We start from the raw sequence: 17,015 nt of genomic DNA, 5'->3' as shown, positions 1-17,015 counted from the left end.
AAATGAAGATGTTCAACGAAACGCGTAAGATTATGCACTCCGACGTGCGTACGAGCGCTACCTGCGTGCGCGTGAGCTCGCTGCGTTCCCACTCCGAATCCGTGTGGTTCGAGACCGAGCGTCCGGTTTCTGTCGAAGAAATCCGCAACGCTTTGAAGAACGCCCCGGGCGTGACCCTCAAGGACGACCCGCAGAACTACGTTTACCCCATGCCGCTCGAAAGCGCAGGCAAGGACAACGTGTTCGTTGGCCGTATCCGCAAGGACCTCGCCGACGACAACAGCAACACACTGTGGCTCACCGGTGACCAGATCCGCAAGGGCGCTGCCCTCAACGCCGTGCAGATTGGTGAGATGCTCTAAAGGCGAGCGCAGCGGGAATGCTTGCATTCCCATTGCCGAGCCGCCGAGCATCGGACTCCAAAGGAGTCCAAATTCTCGCTAAGGGCGTGTAATCCCGAGTGTCATCCCCGCGTGATTCGGCACAAGGTCGCTGAGCTTGTCGAAGCGCACCAACCATAACGGGGATCTTCTATTACAAGCATCAAAAAACCGTCCCGCAAAAGGACGGCTTTTTTCATAGGATGACGCCAAGCGTCACTTTCCCAGTTGGTCCGGGTTCAGGCACTTGAGTTCGTCAATCACGAACAGGCCGTCCTTGCGGATGAGCTTGTCGTCGAACCAGATTTCACCGCCACCGTATTCCGGGCGCATGATGAGCACCAGGTCCCAGTGGATGGCGGAATTGTTGCCGTTCGGAGCTTCCTCGTAGCACATGCCCGGCGTAAAGTGGATGCTGCCAGCAATCTTCTCGTCGAAGAGGATGTCGCACATCGGCGCGTTCACGAACGGGTTGAAACCGATGGCGAACTCGCCCACATAGCGTGCACCCTCGTCGGTATCGAGAATGGCGTTGAGCTGCGCATTATCGCCCGTTTCGCAGGTGGCGTCCACAATCTTCCCGTCCTTGAATTCCAGGCGGATGTTGCTGAACTGCTTGCCCTCGTAGAGCGTGGGCGTATTGTAGTGAATCACGCCGTTGATGCTGTTGCGCACGGGCGCGGTATAAACTTCGCCGTCCGGGATGTTCATGTTGCCGCAGCACGGAATCGCAGGGATATCCCTGATGCTGAACGTGATATCGGTGCCGTTTGCCACGAGGCGCACCTTGTCCGTCTTGTTCATGAGGTTCACGAGATTCTGCGCGGCGCGGCCCATGCGCGGGTAGTCCGCGAGGCACGCCTGGAAGTAGAAGTCCTCGAACGCCTCGGTACTCATCTTCGCGCCCTGCGCCATGGAGGCGTTCGGCCAGCGGAGTACGCACCAACGCGTCTTGTTCACGCGGTAGTCGAGCGTTTCCTTAGTCATCTTGCGGTACATGAGCATTTTCTCGTCGCTCACGTCGCAGTTTTCCATGAAGTTGTCGGCCCCGCGGATGGCGATGTAGGCCTGCATCTTCTTCATTTCGGCAAGGGCAAGTTCGGCCTCGACCTTCATCTGGGCTTCGCTTGCAGAAAGGAGCATCTGGCGGCGCACGCGGCTCTTGGAGTTGCGCACGAAGGCGTTGCCCCCCACCTTCTCGACAGCCTTGATGAGCTCGGTAGAAACTTCGTCGGGCGTGTCGGTCGTTTCGATAAGGATGTTCTCGCCCGCCTTCAGGGCAAGCGCGTTGTTAATCAGATTTTCTGCAAGTTTCGTAATACGCGGATCGGTCATTTCAATTTCTCCATTTTGTTCCGCGTGAGAATATAGCAAAAAGGAGAAACAAACGCAAGAACAGGGACCCGCTCAAAAAAAATTGAAAAGGGGCCGCTTCACTCGCCTCACTACTAGTCCTTGAGGCAACGAACAGATAACCCGTCGGCCTTGTAGTTGAGGTCCAGGCACGCATCGCCGACGCTATAGAACAAGTACATGCTGTACGCGTCGTCGCTATTGCTCTCTGTAGAACTCCAGAAGTGCGCGTAGTCGCCCTCGCTGTTGTAATTCCCGTAGTAGTCCCTGTGGCCGGCAGGGAGCGCGGAGAAGGCGAAGGCATCCGAGCCATTGCCACCACTATTCCATCCGGATGTGGACTTGAGCACCTTGCCTGCGGTTGATTGACCGCCGACTGCAGTGAACAAAGTTTCGAATTCCTCTATTGTTGGCAAGTGCCAGCCCTCTGGGCAAACACCGCGAACAGGATAAGTCGGAGAGCATGTCTTCTTATAGCCGCAGCCCTTGCCGTTCGTAGACCATGTTCCCACGCTGTCCATCGCTGCAGCCCAAGTGTAAAAGCGTCCGTACTTGGCGCAGTTGCTTTCCCCGTCTTCGTAGCACCAACTGGTGGAATCAGAGGTATAGCTATAAACTTTATAGGGTACACCAGTGTATGCGTAGTTGAGGTTCTGGGCCATCCAAGTCTGAGTGCCGATGGTAATCGTCTTGTAAGTCTGCCCGTCGCGGGAGTCTGTCATTGTTCCAGTGGACACACTTGTCTCGCTATCGCTCGACTGCGGTGTGACGCTGGAGGACGAACCTTCCGACGGGCGGGTCGCAAAATCGCTGTCGTCATCGCCGCAGGCGACAAGCAACAAAAAGGAAACAGCCGCAACAACAAAAGAAAATCCATGTTTCGCTTTTAGCATAACCTAACCTCTACCAGAAATTTTTGTTTCAGACAATCTATATTTTTTTTCGATATCCACAAGGCAAAAAAGAAATTCCGGCAGCCGTGTGGCCACCGGAATGGAATTATTTATAGGATTTTATTGACTTATTCAGTGAACGTGAAGGGTATGGTCACCGTGGTGTTTCCGGACTTGACCTTGCTGAAAGTCCAGCGACCGACTGCATTCTTGATGTCGTTGTCGAATTCGCCGTGACCCGTGGTAGACGATACAACCGCAATGCTGATGACCTCGCCGCCCGGGGCAATCGTGAACTTGAGCGTCACCTTGCCTTCCAAGCCCGGTTTTTTCTTCAGGTACTTATTGTAGATATGGCGTAGTCCGGGTGTACGTGTGCGAACGACCTTCATGATATCGGCAGCGGAACGCGAGCCGCCACCGGATCCCATGTCGATATCGCGCACGGAAGGGGTCTTCATATTTCCCTTCATGGCCTTGTTATTGAAACCGCCCCCGGGCGCCCCGAAGAGGTTCCTGAGATCGCCATCAATCCCGCCGCCATCGCCCGAAGCGGCACCTTCGTTGAAGCCGCCGTCCACCTTGCCGCGCCTCTCGCCTATCTGCGTCTTGCCCGAATTGCGCAGAACGTTCGCATTCCGGAGAATCTTATCGATATCCTTCGCGAATTTCTGGTCGTTCATCAGGGTATACGCCGATGCCGTGGCGGTCTTCGTCATCGAAGCGAGTTCCCTGAGCACACCCCTGGATTCGGGAACGTTCGGTTTCCCGGCACCCTTGGGCTTGCCCCCGCCCGTGGATTTTGTATCGCGTTTTGTCATCCTGTCCGGCTTCTTCTCCTGTTTCTTTTCCTGCTTTTTCTCTTCTTTCTTATCTGCGATTTCGATTTTTGTTTCGATTTCCAAACTGGAGGTTTTCTCGAACATCATATCGTTGATAACAACCTCATATGTCGTGGCCCAGAAACTCAGCGCGAGAGCAACGAGCAGAGAAACTCCTGTAATGTTCCTCAGTTTCTCGTCGGAATCGGGCATGAGCGCTACCACGAGTTCATCAGTTTCTTTTTCTTTTGGTGGTTTTTTGATCGGTTTCATGATTTTATCCTCCCCCTCTTTCGAGGGAATTGATGGTTGATGTTTATGGGGGTAAAAAGTGGGCTATCGCCTTGTGGTCAAGGCTTTTTTCTTTGCAAAAAGCAATACCGGGGAAAGGGCTTGTCCGCCAAGCCTTTCACACAAACTAACAATGTCAGGATGTTTAGACTACATACACCGAAGGAATTACTTTATCCAAAACACCATTCCCGAATCCGTTCCTTCACTCAGATTCAAGACAAATTGTTCTTCTCTGATTTTAAACTATAAAGAAAAATCGGAACGGATGCTCCCGAACGGGTAAACAAATTTTCAACATAAGAAATGTAAACTCAGGTTCCATCGCGGAAATCCCGAAAAATAAGGCTTTCCACAGGCATCCCGCAACAAAATTCTCGTTCCTGTTTTTACAAAAACATATATCAAGTGAATTTATTCCAACTTAGAGTGGCGAAGACAATTCGCGCACAAAAAAAAAGACGGCACCTTTGCAGGCGCCGTCTTTTAACGTTTAAGGCTTTGTAAAAACGTTAACCGATTACTTCACCTCGAAGTAGTAGGTCTGGACCGTCTTGCCGTCCTGGGAAAGCTGGATGATCTGCTTGCCCTGCGGGAGCGTGCCCGTGATGCGGAAGAGGTTTTCGGCAACGTAGGTCACCTGGAGATCCGTGGACTTGCTCTTGTCTACGAAGATGCCCTTCTTGTCGTTTGCGTCGAAGCCCTTGCAGTCCTTGTGGGCAGAGACATTTTCTTCAACCGCAGCGAAGGTCTTCGCGACGAGCGGAGAAGAAACGGAGTTCGCGTTCACGAAGAGGACGTTGATCTGGTTTCCGACAACGAGCGGAGCCGGAAGAGCGAGCATCTTGGAAGCCGCAGCTGCAGCGGGAGCGGCAGCCTTCTTGGCCTTCTTGCCCTTCTTACCCTTCTTGTCTTCCTTCTTCGGGGCAGGCGGCATCTTGGCGCCATCGGTAGCCTGCGGCATTTCGAGGCGGTAGCCGGCGATGGATTCGGTGCACTGGGTAGAGAAGAGCACCCATTCGTTGTTGATCTTGGTCGGAGCCTTTTCACCCGTCTTGTAGAGGCCCGGGTTCACCTGGTCGCTGTAGATGTAGAGCTTGAGCTGCAGGTTGGGATTGGCTTCGGATGTTTCAATCGGGTTACGGCTCTTGATATACTTGGAACGGCCGGCGAGAATGCGGTAGCTGCCAACAGGAACCTTCTGGAACTTGAATTCACCCTTCTGGAGGTCTTCCTTGAACGGGTACTTTTCCTTGGTCGTCGTATAGATGGTGGAGTCCATCCACACCGTCGGCATCGGAACAGGCTGTTCGGTGAACGGATCGAGAACGACACCTTCGATCGTGCCGGTCTTTTCGCAACCAGTCATTGCCATGGCAACGAGAGCGAAGGCACATGCAGAGATAAGTTGTTTCTTCATCTTTTTTTCCTTGTGTTAAAAACCGATTTGAATTTAAAAAAAAATGCCCCCCGCAGCGTGGAGGGCATCGAGAATCGCCTAAAATTAAGCTTCTTCTTCGGCCTTGGCGGGCACAGCCTTGCGGGTCTTGCGCTTTGCGCCCGTGATGTTGCCAGCGAAACGCTTGTTGAAGCGGTCGATACGGCCAGCCGTATCCACGCGATGCTGCTTGCCCGTCCAGAACGGATGGGTATCAGCCGTAATTTCCAGAGAAATTACGCTATATTCAACACCATCGATAGTCTTCTTTTCGGCGGAAGACTTCGTGGAGCGGGTGATGTATTCTTTACCCGTATTCGCATCGACGAACACGACCGGTTGATAGTTAGGGTGGATACCTTCTTTCATTTTAAACTTCCTATTGAAGTAGTTGATTTTGAGAGCCTAAATTTAGAAGATTTTCGGCCTTTTGGCAAGGGAAATAGTATCTTTGTGGACATGAACACCCGCTACAGACTGCTTTTAGCGATTCCTGCCTCCATTATCGCCCTCTCCCTCTCCGCATGCAAAAGCGAGCCCCCCAAGGCCACCGTCATCAAGATAGACCAAAAGATGCCCCTCATCGAGTGGCCCGACAGCATCTACGTAAACTCGCTAGACTCCATCCTCGCACTTGAACCTGTCAAGAAATCCGCAAACGAGAAAAAGGACGTGAACCTCTCGCTCAATTCCAAGAGCGCGCCCGTATTTAAACTGCCGAGTTCCGTAACCGGGAAAAAAGACGGGCCAAAGCAGCCCGGCACCGCAGAAATGCTCAAAAGAATCGCCGCCGAAAAGCAGGCGCACGAATCGGGCAGGGCAGCCCCGCAGGGCCGAAGCGAAGATATTTCCGGCAAAAAGGCGGAGGCTTTCGGCGACAGGTTCGTGAAGGCGATGAACGCGCTACAGTCCGACCCCAACAACGCGAAGCTCTACAAGATCGTAGTCGCAAACGACGAGGATTTGACCACATTCCTCAAGCGGACCTACGGTGCAGGTTCGCTCACGCTCCCCCGCTTTTTTGTGCAGTCCGCGCTGCAAACAATAAACCCCGGCCTCAACCTCGAAAAGCTGAACGCCGGGGATAAAGTCAAGGTCCCTAGGATATAAGACTAGGGAGGGTAACCCCCTCCCTAAGACCCTCCCGGCAATCTCAAATTCTACAGCACGCCCTTGCTGCTGGGGATTCCCTTCACATTGCGGCTCGGAGCAACGGCCATCGCAACTGCACGCGCGAAAGCCTTGAAGATGCTTTCGAGGCAGTGGTGGTTGTCGTTTCCGTAGAAGAGCTCCACGTGCAGGTTCATGCGGGCATTCTCGCACAGGCTCTTGAAGAAGTGCTCGAACATCGAGGCATCGATTCCGCCCGCCACCGCGGCCGGAAGTTTCACGTTCCACACGAATCCGATGCGGTTGCTGAAATCAATGCACACGCGGCTCAGGGCCTCGTCCATCGGAACAAAGTAAAAGCCGTAGCGTTCGATTCCCTTCTTGTCTCCAAGGCATTCCACAATCGCCTGACCGAGCACAATCGCGATGTCTTCCATGCTGTGATGCATATCGACAGCGGTATCGCCCTTGCAGGTGAGGTTGAGCGTAAAGCCGCCATGCACCTGGAACAGGTCGAGCATGTGGTCGAGAAACGCGTTGCCGGAATTGACGACCCCGCGGGAAGCCTCGTCCAGGTTCAGCGAGAGTTCGATATCGGTTTCGCCGGTCTTTCTCTTGATGTTCGCAGTACGCATTAGCGGCCTCCCTTCGTCTTAACAATTTCGCCGCCGAACACGCGGAAGCGCGCCACGCGGCCAAACTTCATTTCGGGAAGCGGAGATTCCTTCCCGTTCAAAAGCATCTTCGAAATAGCACGGGGTTCGCCCACGACAACAAACAGCGTGTCTTCCGATTCGTAAATCAGTCGCGTTCCCTTTTCCGCAAGGTTCGCTTCTTTCAGGAAAGCGTTGTCTTCCTCGTGACGCTTGAGGCCAATCCAAGAACGCATTTCGCCCGAAGCGACAAGCTCGATGCGAGTCTTGTTCGTCTTCTCGGCGGGAGCATCCTTGCCAGACGTCGAAGAGATAAAGATTGTCGCAGATGCGGGAAGGTCCGATTTCTTGACAGCCTCGTCCACGACTTCCTGCGTCACCTTCAGGCTGGAGGAATCGACGGCCGCAGAATCCACCGAGGAAGAATCCGGGGCGATAGCCTCGGCGCCTTCAGGCATTTCCGAGGGCATTTCCGACGGTGCAGGAGGTTCCACCACCATTTCCGCAGCGGATTCGTTCATCTCGGGAGGAGTCGTCCCTTCGTCCATCTTCTTCATGAAATGAGTGCCGACCACAAATGCCAGTCCGAGCAGGACCACCACCACCGGAACGGCCTTGCTGTGAGGCTTGTGCTCTTCGTCGACCGGGGCTGCGGGTTTCGCGGGCTTAGCCGGGGACGGAGAAAGGAGACTCGAAAACTTGGCGCCAGTTTCGCCGGAGTAGTAATCCAGGACCCTCTTGGAATCCAGATTCAGCTTTACGCAAATCGAATGCAGGTAGCCCCTCAGGTAGGCCTCGACCGGGAATGCCTTCCAGTCGCCGCTTTCGATGAGGGTAATGTTCTTCACTGTGAGCTTCGTCACAGTGGCGAGTTCCTCTACGGAAAGGCCCTTCGCTTCACGCGCACGCGCAAGGTAGGATCCCAGGCGTTCATCAGGGCGTTTGTCTTCTATAGGGCTCATACTCATACGTTTACCTTCTGCCTTGTAAGCATTTCCAGTGTGAGGGCGACAGGCAAGCCCACCACGTTGTAATAACATCCAGAAATCGATCTGATAAGCCGGGCGCCACGCGTTTGGATACCATAGGCCCCCGCCTTGTCCATCGGGTCTTTAGAATTTACATAATCTTTTAGCTCCTGTAAGGAGCAGTTCCTGAAAACGACCTCTGTTTCTTCTTGTTGAGTATCAAGGACTTGCGAATCTTTTGCGATTGCAACTCCCGTAATAACTTTGTGAGATTTTCCGTTCAGTTCCTGTAGCATTTCGAGTGCGTTTTCGGGGCTTTTCGGCTTCCCGAGGGGGCGTCCGTCCAGAAAAACGAGGGTGTCGAAACCGAGCACGTATTCCCCGGGCTCCTTTTTAGAGACCGAAAGCGCCTTCGCCGCCGCATTTTCGCGCGGGAAATCCAGCGGGTTGCTCGATGTCGGCTTTTCTTCCTCGTTGGAGACGACCACCCGGAAATCCACCCCTATCTGGGTCAGGATTTCGCGCCGCCTGGGAGAACCGCTTGCGAGAACAATTCTTGTCTTTTCCATTTCCATATCCTTGTCGTGAACCCCTACTTGCTCGATTCCGTGCTTCCCGCATTGAGTTTGATATCGGGCAGGTCTCTCACGTAGATGGCGAAACTCCAGCCCGCAGCAGGCCCCGTCGGAGTCCATGTGAAATCCAGCTGCCAGCAATGGAGGGCCCTGTTGAACGTGAAGCGGTGCGTCACGAACTTGCCCTCGTTGTAATCGTATTGCGTGCTGTAGGAGACTTCCCAATTTATCGTCGGCTGGAACGATGCGGTAATCGATGTCGAGTGGTTTACGTTGTCTTGAAAGAGGTCCTTGCCCACGCGCGTACTGGAGAACGAATAGCGATACGTGAGGCCCAGCGACCACTTGCGCATCTCGTACTTGCCCATCTGGGACGGGAGCCCCGCATTGAGCGTTCCGCTCCAGTTGAAGCTGCGGCTCAGCTCGTAGCCCCAGTAGGTGAGCTCCGGCACCTGCACCTTCGTCGGTTCCATGGAATACTTGTGATAGAAGCTGTGGCGCGTCGTGATGGTGAACAGGTAATCCGGCAAAATCTGGAATCCGAAGGATGAATTGATATCGGAAAAATTGAGCGAGTCTGCCGCAAAGTTGTACGAAACGCTGTGGCGCGTCGTAAGAAGCCTGCGGTTGCCATACTGGTCTTCGACAGCCTTTGCCGTATCTCCCTTCGTAGTATCCGCCTTGTGCCCCACCACCTTCAGGTACTTGAGATCAAGGTCGTTTCCAAGCGAGAACCCAATCGTCTGCTGCTCCTTCTGATAAGGCGACTGCCCCAAATCCGGATGCGGCGCAAAATACTTGACCGTATCGATTTCAGGCGCGTAGGTGTAAGAAATGCTCGGAGAAAGAATGTGGCGAAGTCCCGTAAAACGCCCGATTTCCGGGACCCAGATGCCGTAAAGTTTCGTATCGGCCGTAAGGCTGTAGTTGTGGTTATAGGCGAACTCGCCGAAGGTATCGTGCTCTGGATCGAGGCTCGTGCGGCGTTTCCAGTACTTGCTCGAATCGTCCGGGTTTATCCACGACTGACCCGTCCAGTAGCCGCTCCAGGTCGCCCTCGGAGTCAAGTTGATGACATTGAAAAGCGACCCCGAATAATCGAGGGAGTACGTTCCCGAATAGCCGACATACTTGGCAGTCGTGTCCATGTCATTGACGCTGTCGAGAGCGGTCACCATCTTGTAGTTGAACCGGTTCGTAAAGTTGTAGTTCAACTTCTGAAGGTAAGAACGGAAAGAATTATCTTCGACGGCCGTCTCATCCTCATCGGTTTCAAAAGAGAACAGCGGACCGCTCATGTTGAACTGCACATCGGGAAGCTGGCGCTCCATATAGCCCGTCTGCAAGTTATGGTTCTGCCCCGCCTTCACGGTAAGGCTCTTGTTCGTCCCGAACTTGCCCGAATAGGTAAGCCAGGCGTTTGCCTGCTGGTCAAGAATCGTTTCCGCGTCGAGGGCGTTTTCCCTTCGGACCTTCGTGTTGCTTACGAAAGAGCCCGTACCCGTCAGCTTGTGCTTCGCATCCGGAGTCAGGTTTTGGTTATGGGAATACCGGATGTCGTAGTCGCTTTTGCCAAAATCGAATTCGTCCAGGTATGCCGTATAGGAAAGGTTTCCATCGAGCAAATCGCGCTTCTTGTATCGAACTTCTCCCTTAAGCGAAGACTTCTCGAATCGGGCTTCCTCTCCTTCGATGATGTCGCCGCTGATGGTCGCATCCCAGTAGTCGTTCGGAGCATAGTAGAAACCGATGTTGCGCATGTAGTAGCCCTGCACCTGGTCGCCACCGAACTTGGGCGTGAGGAGCCCCGACTTGCGGCCGCTCTTCAAAGGTGCAACAATCATCGGGAGCACAGCGACCGGCACATCGGCAATGTTCAAGACCACTGGACGCGCCGTGATGGTTTCCTTCGGTTTCACCACCATGCGGCGACCGTAAAAGTAAAAGTGCTGGTGCGTCGAATCGTTACAGGTGCTAAAGTCGCCGCGGGCAATCTGGATTCGCTGGTCAGGAAGCCTGCGCACCTCCATGCCGTTGAGCTGCTGGTTATCCTGGAAGGTCGTCGCATAGTAGATTTCGCCAATGCGGCTGTTCATGTTGTATTTGAGACGCATCCCCGACAGCGACGGGTTCTTCGTTTCGCGGAGTATCGGTTGGCCGCCTGCCACAAGCACGCTGTTCTTCTGGTCGAACCAGATGGTATCCGCATCGAGCGTCGCCGTACGGTACTTGAGCTGCGCCGAATTGTTCAGATTAAACGTTTCCTTTTCCACGTCGTAGATGAGGTCCACGGCGCGGTATTCGACGGTATCCGTCCCCGTGGTGTCGTTCATCCAGTCCACCTCGGTAGTGTCCTCGACCGGCTGCTCGCGCTCCTCAAGTTCAAAACGCATCATCTCCGCGCCAAACACGGCGGGAGTATCCAGGGCACCGATTGCAAACAGCAAAACGGCCCATAGAAGACTATGGGTTCTAGACAAAATCACGTTGCGGCAAATATAGGAATTAGAGATTACTGTTTGGGAACCGCAACAAAAAAAGTCCCGCGAGCGCGAGACTTTCCAGACAAAAGTTAATTTGTACTTACTTCAGGACGGCGAACTTGCCGGCAACACCGAAGGACTGCTCGATGCTTACCATGTAGCGGCCGCTCGGGACGTTCTCGGAATTCCAAGCAACGCTGTTGAATCCGGCCGGAGCGTTATCCACGCGCACCGAAGCCACTTCTTCGCCGTTCGGACCAGAAACCTTGACAACAGCCGTTCCTGCGGTCTTGAGCGTGAAGGAGATTGCATTACGGCTAAAGCTCTTCAGCACGGCCCCGTTGGACTTCACACCCTTGTTCGGGTTGGTCTTGGGTTCAACCTTTTCGGCCTTCTTCACGAACACGCCGTTCAGGTTCCTTGCAGAAACCTTCTCGGCATCGCCCGCGACGATCGTTCCGCGGCTCAATACGGCGAGCAGCTGCTTGTCCGTTTCGCTACCGCTAGCAAACGTTTCAAGTTCCTGGGCGTTGAATTCGTCCTTGTCGCCATACCAGGCCGTAACGTCGTCGGCATTGAAGTCCTTCACGAGCATGGAAGTACGACGCACGACAGCGGAAAGCGTATCGCCTTCGCTCACGTAGGTGAGTTCGACCGGCTTATCCACCTGGCCACGAATCTGGTCCTTGGAAAACTCGATGTTCTGGCCCTTGAGGCTTACACCGTCAACAGCGACAATCACGTCGCCCTTCTTGATTTTTGTGTCGGCAGCGGGGCCACCGGGAATAACCTCGGCTACGTACACGCCAGCGGGCACCTGGTAGATCGTAACGCCGATACCGCCGAACTGTTCGTCGGCCATAATCGGAGCGGCAAGCATGCCAGCAACAAGAGACGCCTTGACAAACTTTTTCATTGATTCTCCTTGTAAACTATTCTGTTCTAAATATACTATAAAAAACAACGAACGGACCAATTAACGGACTTTTTTACAAGAAATACGCCATTTTACAGGCAAATTTCCGCTATTCCATCATCACGCCGTCTTCTTCGTCTTCCCCATCGTCGTAATCCTCGATGGTCTTGTCGCCGGGAACGATGATGAGGCCGAGCGTCACGGGCTCGCCCTTCAGGTTGATATAGGCTTCCAGGTAGAGCTTGGTCGAAAGGCGGATTAGGCGCAGGTCGAGCATGGTGCCGCCCTTGTGGATGCTCTTGGGATTGCGGTTGAAGAACAGGAACTTCTTGTTGATGTACTCGAAACGGTCCTTTTCGTAGTTGATGCTCCACCCGGAGTTGCCGTCCTTCTCCTGGCGGTAGAGGCAGCGGTCGTTGTCGATATCGCACTCGAAACTCGCACTTTCCTGGTAGCGCTTGTTCCACTCGCGGCTAAAGGCGCAGCTCTGCACGCGGCCCGCGCCGTTGCGGTTCTTGTTCAACTGGTCATTGATGACAACGTAATCCATCTTCTTGTCCTTGACCTGGTTGTACACGTTCATCAATATGATGTAGGCCTCGATGTTCTTCGGGCACTTGCCGTCAAGTTCCACCTCCTCATGTGCCTTCAAAAGCGTCTGCTGCATGTCGAGGTCGATGGCATCGGGAATCTCGCTTTCGCGGAGCTTGTCCAGCACCTTCTTCGGCGGGATAACCACAATCTTGTCGCCCTGCTTGATGGCATAACCCAGCTGGTCACGCACGTAGTCGAGGCACTGCTGCACGTGGATATGCACCGTATTCGAACCGCCCGAAACGAAGTCCACGCCGATACGAACGTTCCATGTGGAAGCGTCACTCTTGGAGCCCTTTACCAGCTCGCAGAAAGGATCCTCGCGGATACCGTCGATAAACACGATTTGCGCATTGAGCTTAGTGACAAGCGAGCCTTCCTTGTCCATCGCACTCCCGAGGCTCCAGAAGTTCGGGTTCAGGCGGAGCACCTCCGCAAAGGCCTTGTCGCCGTCGAGCGCGGGCAAAAGCGAATCGTTACGGGCGTTCTTCTCTTTCAAAAGTTCGGAATACTCCGTCGTCACGTTCATGTTGCTGAAGCCGTTGCGCGCCTGCGGAGCGGGGAACGACCACGCCAGGGAGGCAAAAAGGAGAGCGAGCATTACAAAAAGTGCAGAAAAAACAGTTCGTTTCATACGGGTATAAAATACAAAAAGTTAAACAGAAACATCCAAGTCGCGCAGGTTCATCAGATGCGGTATATGGAAATCCACCCAAGCCGGCGCTTCCACGCTCGGGTTCACGAGCACGGTGGTCCAGCCCCGCCTATGCGCGGGTTCCAGGTTCCGCAGAGAATCTTCCAGGAGCACAATATCGCGCTTGTCCGCGGGCATCGAGCATTCCCATCCGGGCATCGCGCCATATCTCTCCGGCAAAACACGCGCAAGCCAGCGTTCCATCTTCTCGTACGCACTCTCGTGCGGCTTGCCTTCCCAGTCCATCATCTTCAGGTCAAAAACGCCATCTATCGCGGGCGCAATTCCCATGTGCGCCATGCCCGCCTCGCTCCAGTCGTGCCGCCCGTTGGTAAACACGTAGCGGGGGCCCTGCAGGCCTTGCAACAGCGCGAGTTTCTCGGGAGCACGCTTCGGGTACGTCAGATATTCCGGTTCGTGAATGAAGTCGAAGAATTCGTCCGGGTCGGTATCGTTCATCGCCATGAGGCCAGCAAGCGTCGTGCCGAACTTTTCCAGGTAATCCGTGCGAATCCTGTGCGCCGATTCAAAATCGCCGCCGACAGTCTTCTGCACAAAAAGCGAAATGCGGTGGTCGAGCGAATTGATGACATAGCGCTCTTCGTCACCATACAAAGTAAGGTCGTAATCGAAAAGCCAGACCTTCAAGGGACCCCCGCCTACACGCCCATCGCAAGGCCGCCAATCTGGCGCGCCAAGTATGTGGCGTAGTTGTCCGTCATGCCCGTCACAAAATCGAGCACCTGGTGGTAGGCCTCGGCGGCGGTCACGCTCTGTCCGATTTTCGCCTGCCCGATAAGCCGTACGATGCGGTCGGCACGGTAAGAATTCCTGCCATTCTGCCTGTAATCGTAAACGCCGTTGATAAAGGCGTCGAGAACGGTTGCTAGCGTGGTGTAACTGCCGACTTCAAGTTCCGTCTTGCGGCGATCCGGATAGATACGTTCCACGCCCAGGCGCTTCGCAATGCGGATTCCCCACATGGCATCGGATTTCGTGATATCGATCAGGTGGCTGTTGAGCTTGCCTTCCATGATTTCTTCATAGTGCTTCACGAAGGTCACGGCAACGTCGTCTATAATGTTCTGGAAGGCCTTCCCGCGGATGCTGCTGAGGAAGTCGCGGAAGTTGCGTCCGTTTTCCTCGTATTCCTTGTCGATATTTATTTCGGGGCCGCAGAGGTAGCTGAACATGTCGCGAACATCGCTAAAAGCAAGGATTCCAAGTTCAATGGCATCTTCCACGTCGAGGATGGAATAGCAAATATCGTCGGCGGCTTCCATCAGATAGACGAGCGGGTGGCGCACCCACTTGCCGTTATCTATCTGCGGGAGCCCGAGCGTTTCGGCGGTAATCCCGTAGAGGTCCGCTTCCGTAGAGAACAGACTGGTGGGGCAACCGTACTTGGCCAGTTGCGGGTACTTTATCATGGCGCCGATGGTCGCGTAGGTAAGGCGCATTCCGCCATCGAGAAAGTGGTACTCCAGCTTGCTCAATATGCGGTGCCCCTGCGCGTTGCCGTCAAAATTCTCGAAGTCTGCCATTTCCTTGTCGCTCAAATCCTTCAGCGGAGCGCTCTGGCGGTTCTTGCGGAACCACTCGCGGATAGCCGCCTCGCCCGCATGCCCGAACGGCGGGTTACCGATATCGTGAGCCAAGCAGGCCGACTGCACGATGGTTCCGAACTGGTATTCGTTGATATACTTGGGCAAGTACTTCTTGATGAGGTGGAAAACCGTAATCGCAAGGCTACGCCCCACGCTCGAGACCTCGATACTGTGCGTGAGTCGGCTATGCACGTGGTCGTTCACCGAGAACGGGTGAACCTGCGTCTTGCGGCCAAGCCTGCGGAAAGCCGTCGAAAAGACAATGCGGTCGTAATCCCTGTGATAATCGGAGCGGTTCGGGTCCTGATCGGCCGGGTGCCCGTAACGCGTAGCGGATAAAAGTGTTTCCCATCTGAGCATGGCGCAAATATAAAAATTCTGCAAGGCGAGAGAAGTGACAAACTTGTTTGGCATTTATTTCTATCTTTCATTACATGATTACGCGCATCATCGACCGCAACTTCGCCAACATGCGACTGGACCGTTTTTTACGCAAGGCATTCCCCGACGAATCCCTGTCGGTTTTCTTCGCAGTCATCCGAAAAAAAAAGGTGCGCGTGAACGGAGTCGTCGGCAAGGCGAACCAGATGCTTGCCGAAGGCGATACCGTCTGCATCTACGAGAATTTCAAGAGCGTGGATGAATCCGCAGTGCAAACCACCGAAACGGAACAGTCGCCGGTACCAGCCCCAAGTTCCGGTTTCGCGAAGAACAAGTCCACATGGGGCAAGGTTCTCTCCCCTGCAGAAAAGCAGGCGGGCTGGGGCGCGAAGGACCTAGATATCGTCATCCAGACAGAAGACTACGTCATCGTGAACAAGCCCTCGGGACTTGCGAGCCAGCCGGGTTCCGGTACGCGCCCGGGCGAAAGCCTCGTGGAATACCTGTGGGAATGGGGCCGCCGCGAAGGCCTCGACTTCAAGCCCACCATCGCGCACCGTCTGGACCAAGAGACATCGGGCATGCTGATTGCGGCCCTCCACGGCGACACGCTGCGCGACTTTACCCGTATGATTCGCGAACACGAGGTGGAAAAGTTCTACTTCGCGCTCGTGAAGGGCAACCTGAAAAAGGAAAAGGGCACCATCAACGAGAGCCTCACCCGCACCGATGCCGCAAAGGGATCCAAGATGAAGGTCGGCGAAACCGGGAAGGATGCGCAGAAAGCCATCACGCACTACCGAGTGAAGCAGCACTACGAAGGCTACGACCTCGTGAAAATCAAGCTCGAGACCGGGCGCATGCACCAGATTCGCGCGCACTTTGCAAGCATCGGACACCCGCTCCTGGGCGATACCCGCTACGGCGATTTCGCACTCAACCGCGAAGTGAAAAAGACGCTCGGGCTCCACAGGCTATTCCTGCACAGTTGCAGGCTCGAATTCGTATGGCAGGGCGAACGCAAGGTATTCGATTGTCCGCTCCCGAAGGAATTGCAAAGCGTTATAGACAACCTAAAGCCCATGCGTTTTAGGCACGATATTGCCGACCCACGCGGGGCAAGGAAATAAGATAGCTCAGGAAACAAGATGCGCGCACTTATCCTCTCCGATATTCACGGTTCCGCCATCGCCGCAAGGCAGGCGCTTGCTTTTTTCGAGAAATTCAACTGCGACAAAATTTTTTTGCTGGGCGACACGCTCTATCACGGACCGCGCAACCCGCTCCCGGCGGGTCACGGCCCCATGGGAGTCGTCGATGCGCTTGCTCCCTACAAGGAGCGCATCGTCGCGGTCCGCGGGAACTGCGATGCAGATGTCGACCTGATGATGCTCGACATGCCCATCGAGGATGAATTTGCTGTCGTGAAAGATGACCGCGCAGGCGCTACGCCCGCAGAAACGACGCTGTTTCTGAGCCACGGGCACATCTTTATGCCGGAATGCTTCCCCGCAGATGCGCTCCACACGCTCGCCCCGAACGACCTGGAACTGAACGGCAGAAGCGTCGATGCGTACGTCTACGGGCACACGCACATCTGGAAATGCGAAAAGAACTTCAAGGGAGTCCTGCTCGTGAATCCGGGTTCCACGAGCCTCCCCAAGGGCGGAAACCCGCCGACCTTCGCCCTCTACGAAAGCGCGACCGCAGCCTCCCCCGCCAAATTCAGCATCCACAGGCTCGACGACGGCAGCGAATTAAAATGTGTAATGTGTGATGTGTAATGTGAAATGGTTTTCAATTACACATTACACACTTCACATCTCACACTCCCATCCTACTTTTTTTACTAACATTT

17 protein-coding genes are annotated in these 17,015 nt (G+C 54.4%); 4 read left to right on the top strand and 13 right to left on the bottom strand.

Features of this window, described 5'->3' with window-relative positions:
• Window positions 1-362 (top strand): Asd/ArgC dimerization domain-containing protein (locus B2310_RS05435; protein WP_290729275.1); only part of this gene is annotated, 362 nt, incomplete at its 5' end.
• Window positions 363-596: 234 nt separating this feature from the next.
• Here the strand turns inward: B2310_RS05435 and B2310_RS05430 are convergent.
• The 5 genes from B2310_RS05430 to B2310_RS05410 form a co-directional block, all read right to left on the bottom strand.
• Window positions 597-1,715, bottom strand: a complete 1,119-nt coding sequence (locus B2310_RS05430; RefSeq protein ID WP_290729271.1) for an aminopeptidase — start codon at window positions 1,713-1,715, stop codon at window positions 597-599.
• 113 nt (window positions 1,716-1,828) lie between these two features.
• The gene (locus B2310_RS05425) at window positions 1,829-2,626 is read right to left on the bottom strand and encodes a fibrobacter succinogenes major paralogous domain-containing protein (protein WP_290729268.1); all 798 of its coding nucleotides are present in this window, start codon (window positions 2,624-2,626) and stop codon (window positions 1,829-1,831) included.
• Between the two features lie 128 nt (window positions 2,627-2,754).
• A complete protein-coding gene (locus B2310_RS05420; protein ID WP_290729265.1) occupies window positions 2,755-3,720 on the bottom strand; it encodes an AgmX/PglI C-terminal domain-containing protein in 966 nt (321 codons plus the stop codon).
• 538 nt (window positions 3,721-4,258) lie between these two features.
• Window positions 4,259-5,158, bottom strand: coding sequence for a hypothetical protein (locus B2310_RS05415; RefSeq protein ID WP_290729262.1), 900 nt, complete (start codon window positions 5,156-5,158; stop codon window positions 4,259-4,261).
• An 84-nt stretch (window positions 5,159-5,242) separates the two neighbouring features.
• Complete coding sequence (locus B2310_RS05410; protein ID WP_290726862.1) at window positions 5,243-5,545, bottom strand: type B 50S ribosomal protein L31; 303 nt, start codon at window positions 5,543-5,545, stop codon at window positions 5,243-5,245.
• Between the two features lie 90 nt (window positions 5,546-5,635).
• On the opposite strand from B2310_RS05410, the gene B2310_RS05405 reads away from it, so the two are divergent.
• Window positions 5,636-6,286: a hypothetical protein gene (locus B2310_RS05405; protein ID WP_290726864.1), complete on the top strand. Its 651-nt coding sequence runs from the start codon at window positions 5,636-5,638 to the stop codon at window positions 6,284-6,286.
• Between the two features lie 50 nt (window positions 6,287-6,336).
• Here the strand turns inward: B2310_RS05405 and hisB are convergent, their stop codons facing one another.
• The 8 genes from hisB to B2310_RS05365 form a co-directional block, all read right to left on the bottom strand.
• Window positions 6,337-6,921: an imidazoleglycerol-phosphate dehydratase HisB gene (gene hisB, locus B2310_RS05400; RefSeq protein ID WP_290729259.1), complete on the bottom strand. Its 585-nt coding sequence runs from the start codon at window positions 6,919-6,921 to the stop codon at window positions 6,337-6,339.
• Window positions 6,921-7,901 (bottom strand): helix-turn-helix domain-containing protein, encoded by a 981-nt coding sequence (locus tag B2310_RS05395; protein ID WP_290729255.1) that lies wholly within the window; start codon window positions 7,899-7,901, stop codon window positions 6,921-6,923. Before B2310_RS05395 ends, hisB begins: the two co-directional genes overlap by 1 nt.
• Before the next feature lie 2 nt (window positions 7,902-7,903).
• Window positions 7,904-8,476, bottom strand: a complete 573-nt coding sequence (locus tag B2310_RS05390) for a Maf family protein (protein ID WP_290729252.1) — start codon at window positions 8,474-8,476, stop codon at window positions 7,904-7,906.
• Between the two features lie 23 nt (window positions 8,477-8,499).
• The gene (locus B2310_RS05385; protein WP_290729250.1) at window positions 8,500-10,929 is read right to left on the bottom strand and encodes a putative LPS assembly protein LptD; all 2,430 of its coding nucleotides are present in this window, start codon (window positions 10,927-10,929) and stop codon (window positions 8,500-8,502) included.
• A 136-nt stretch (window positions 10,930-11,065) separates the two neighbouring features.
• Window positions 11,066-11,881: a S41 family peptidase gene (locus B2310_RS05380; protein ID WP_290729247.1), complete on the bottom strand. Its 816-nt coding sequence runs from the start codon at window positions 11,879-11,881 to the stop codon at window positions 11,066-11,068.
• Between the two features lie 109 nt (window positions 11,882-11,990).
• Window positions 11,991-13,109, bottom strand: a complete 1,119-nt coding sequence (locus B2310_RS05375; protein WP_290729244.1) for a hypothetical protein — start codon at window positions 13,107-13,109, stop codon at window positions 11,991-11,993.
• A 21-nt stretch (window positions 13,110-13,130) separates the two neighbouring features.
• The gene (locus tag B2310_RS05370) at window positions 13,131-13,817 is read right to left on the bottom strand and encodes a pyrimidine 5'-nucleotidase (protein ID WP_290729241.1); all 687 of its coding nucleotides are present in this window, start codon (window positions 13,815-13,817) and stop codon (window positions 13,131-13,133) included.
• An 11-nt stretch (window positions 13,818-13,828) separates the two neighbouring features.
• Window positions 13,829-15,136 (bottom strand): deoxyguanosinetriphosphate triphosphohydrolase, encoded by a 1,308-nt coding sequence (locus tag B2310_RS05365; RefSeq protein ID WP_290726879.1) that lies wholly within the window; start codon window positions 15,134-15,136, stop codon window positions 13,829-13,831.
• 74 nt (window positions 15,137-15,210) lie between these two features.
• Between B2310_RS05365 and B2310_RS05360 the strand changes: the two genes are divergently transcribed.
• Both B2310_RS05360 and yfcE read left to right on the top strand, forming a co-directional pair.
• Complete coding sequence (locus B2310_RS05360) at window positions 15,211-16,287, top strand: RluA family pseudouridine synthase (protein WP_290729238.1); 1,077 nt, start codon at window positions 15,211-15,213, stop codon at window positions 16,285-16,287.
• 18 nt (window positions 16,288-16,305) lie between these two features.
• Entirely contained in the window at window positions 16,306-16,941 is a 636-nt protein-coding gene (yfcE, locus tag B2310_RS05355) for a phosphodiesterase (protein ID WP_290729235.1), read from the top strand.
• Window positions 16,942-17,015 lie beyond the last annotated feature (74 nt).

Origin of the sequence: Fibrobacter sp. UBA3629 (assembly GCF_002374005.1) — a bacterium.
Lineage (GTDB): Bacteria > Fibrobacterota > Fibrobacteria > Fibrobacterales > Fibrobacteraceae > Fibrobacter.
The sequence above is the reverse complement of the archived record's forward strand: the minus strand, read 5'-3'. Positions and strand labels throughout refer to the sequence as shown.

Excerpts from the sequence above, each read along its gene's own strand:
- B2310_RS05425 (WP_290729268.1), bottom strand. The coding sequence starts at position 2,626 with ATGCTAAAAGCGAAACATGGATTTTCTTTTGTTGTTGCGGCTGTTTCC.
- B2310_RS05420 (WP_290729265.1), bottom strand. The coding sequence starts at position 3,720 with ATGAAACCGATCAAAAAACCACCAAAAGAAAAAGAAACTGATGAACTC.
- B2310_RS05360 (WP_290729238.1), top strand. The coding sequence starts at position 15,211 with ATGATTACGCGCATCATCGACCGCAACTTCGCCAACATGCGACTGGAC.
- B2310_RS05375 (WP_290729244.1), bottom strand. The coding sequence starts at position 13,109 with ATGAAACGAACTGTTTTTTCTGCACTTTTTGTAATGCTCGCTCTCCTT.
- B2310_RS05390 (WP_290729252.1), bottom strand. The coding sequence starts at position 8,476 with ATGGAAAAGACAAGAATTGTTCTCGCAAGCGGTTCTCCCAGGCGGCGC.
- B2310_RS05365 (WP_290726879.1), bottom strand. The coding sequence starts at position 15,136 with ATGCTCAGATGGGAAACACTTTTATCCGCTACGCGTTACGGGCACCCG.
- B2310_RS05415 (WP_290729262.1), bottom strand. The coding sequence starts at position 5,158 with ATGAAGAAACAACTTATCTCTGCATGTGCCTTCGCTCTCGTTGCCATG.
- B2310_RS05430 (WP_290729271.1), bottom strand. The coding sequence starts at position 1,715 with ATGACCGATCCGCGTATTACGAAACTTGCAGAAAATCTGATTAACAAC.
- B2310_RS05410 (WP_290726862.1), bottom strand. The coding sequence starts at position 5,545 with ATGAAAGAAGGTATCCACCCTAACTATCAACCGGTCGTGTTCGTCGAT.
- B2310_RS05395 (WP_290729255.1), bottom strand. The coding sequence starts at position 7,901 with ATGAGCCCTATAGAAGACAAACGCCCTGATGAACGCCTGGGATCCTAC.
- B2310_RS05380 (WP_290729247.1), bottom strand. The coding sequence starts at position 11,881 with ATGAAAAAGTTTGTCAAGGCGTCTCTTGTTGCTGGCATGCTTGCCGCT.
- B2310_RS05405 (WP_290726864.1), top strand. The coding sequence starts at position 5,636 with ATGAACACCCGCTACAGACTGCTTTTAGCGATTCCTGCCTCCATTATC.
- hisB (WP_290729259.1), bottom strand. The coding sequence starts at position 6,921 with ATGCGTACTGCGAACATCAAGAGAAAGACCGGCGAAACCGATATCGAA.
- yfcE (WP_290729235.1), top strand. The coding sequence starts at position 16,306 with ATGCGCGCACTTATCCTCTCCGATATTCACGGTTCCGCCATCGCCGCA.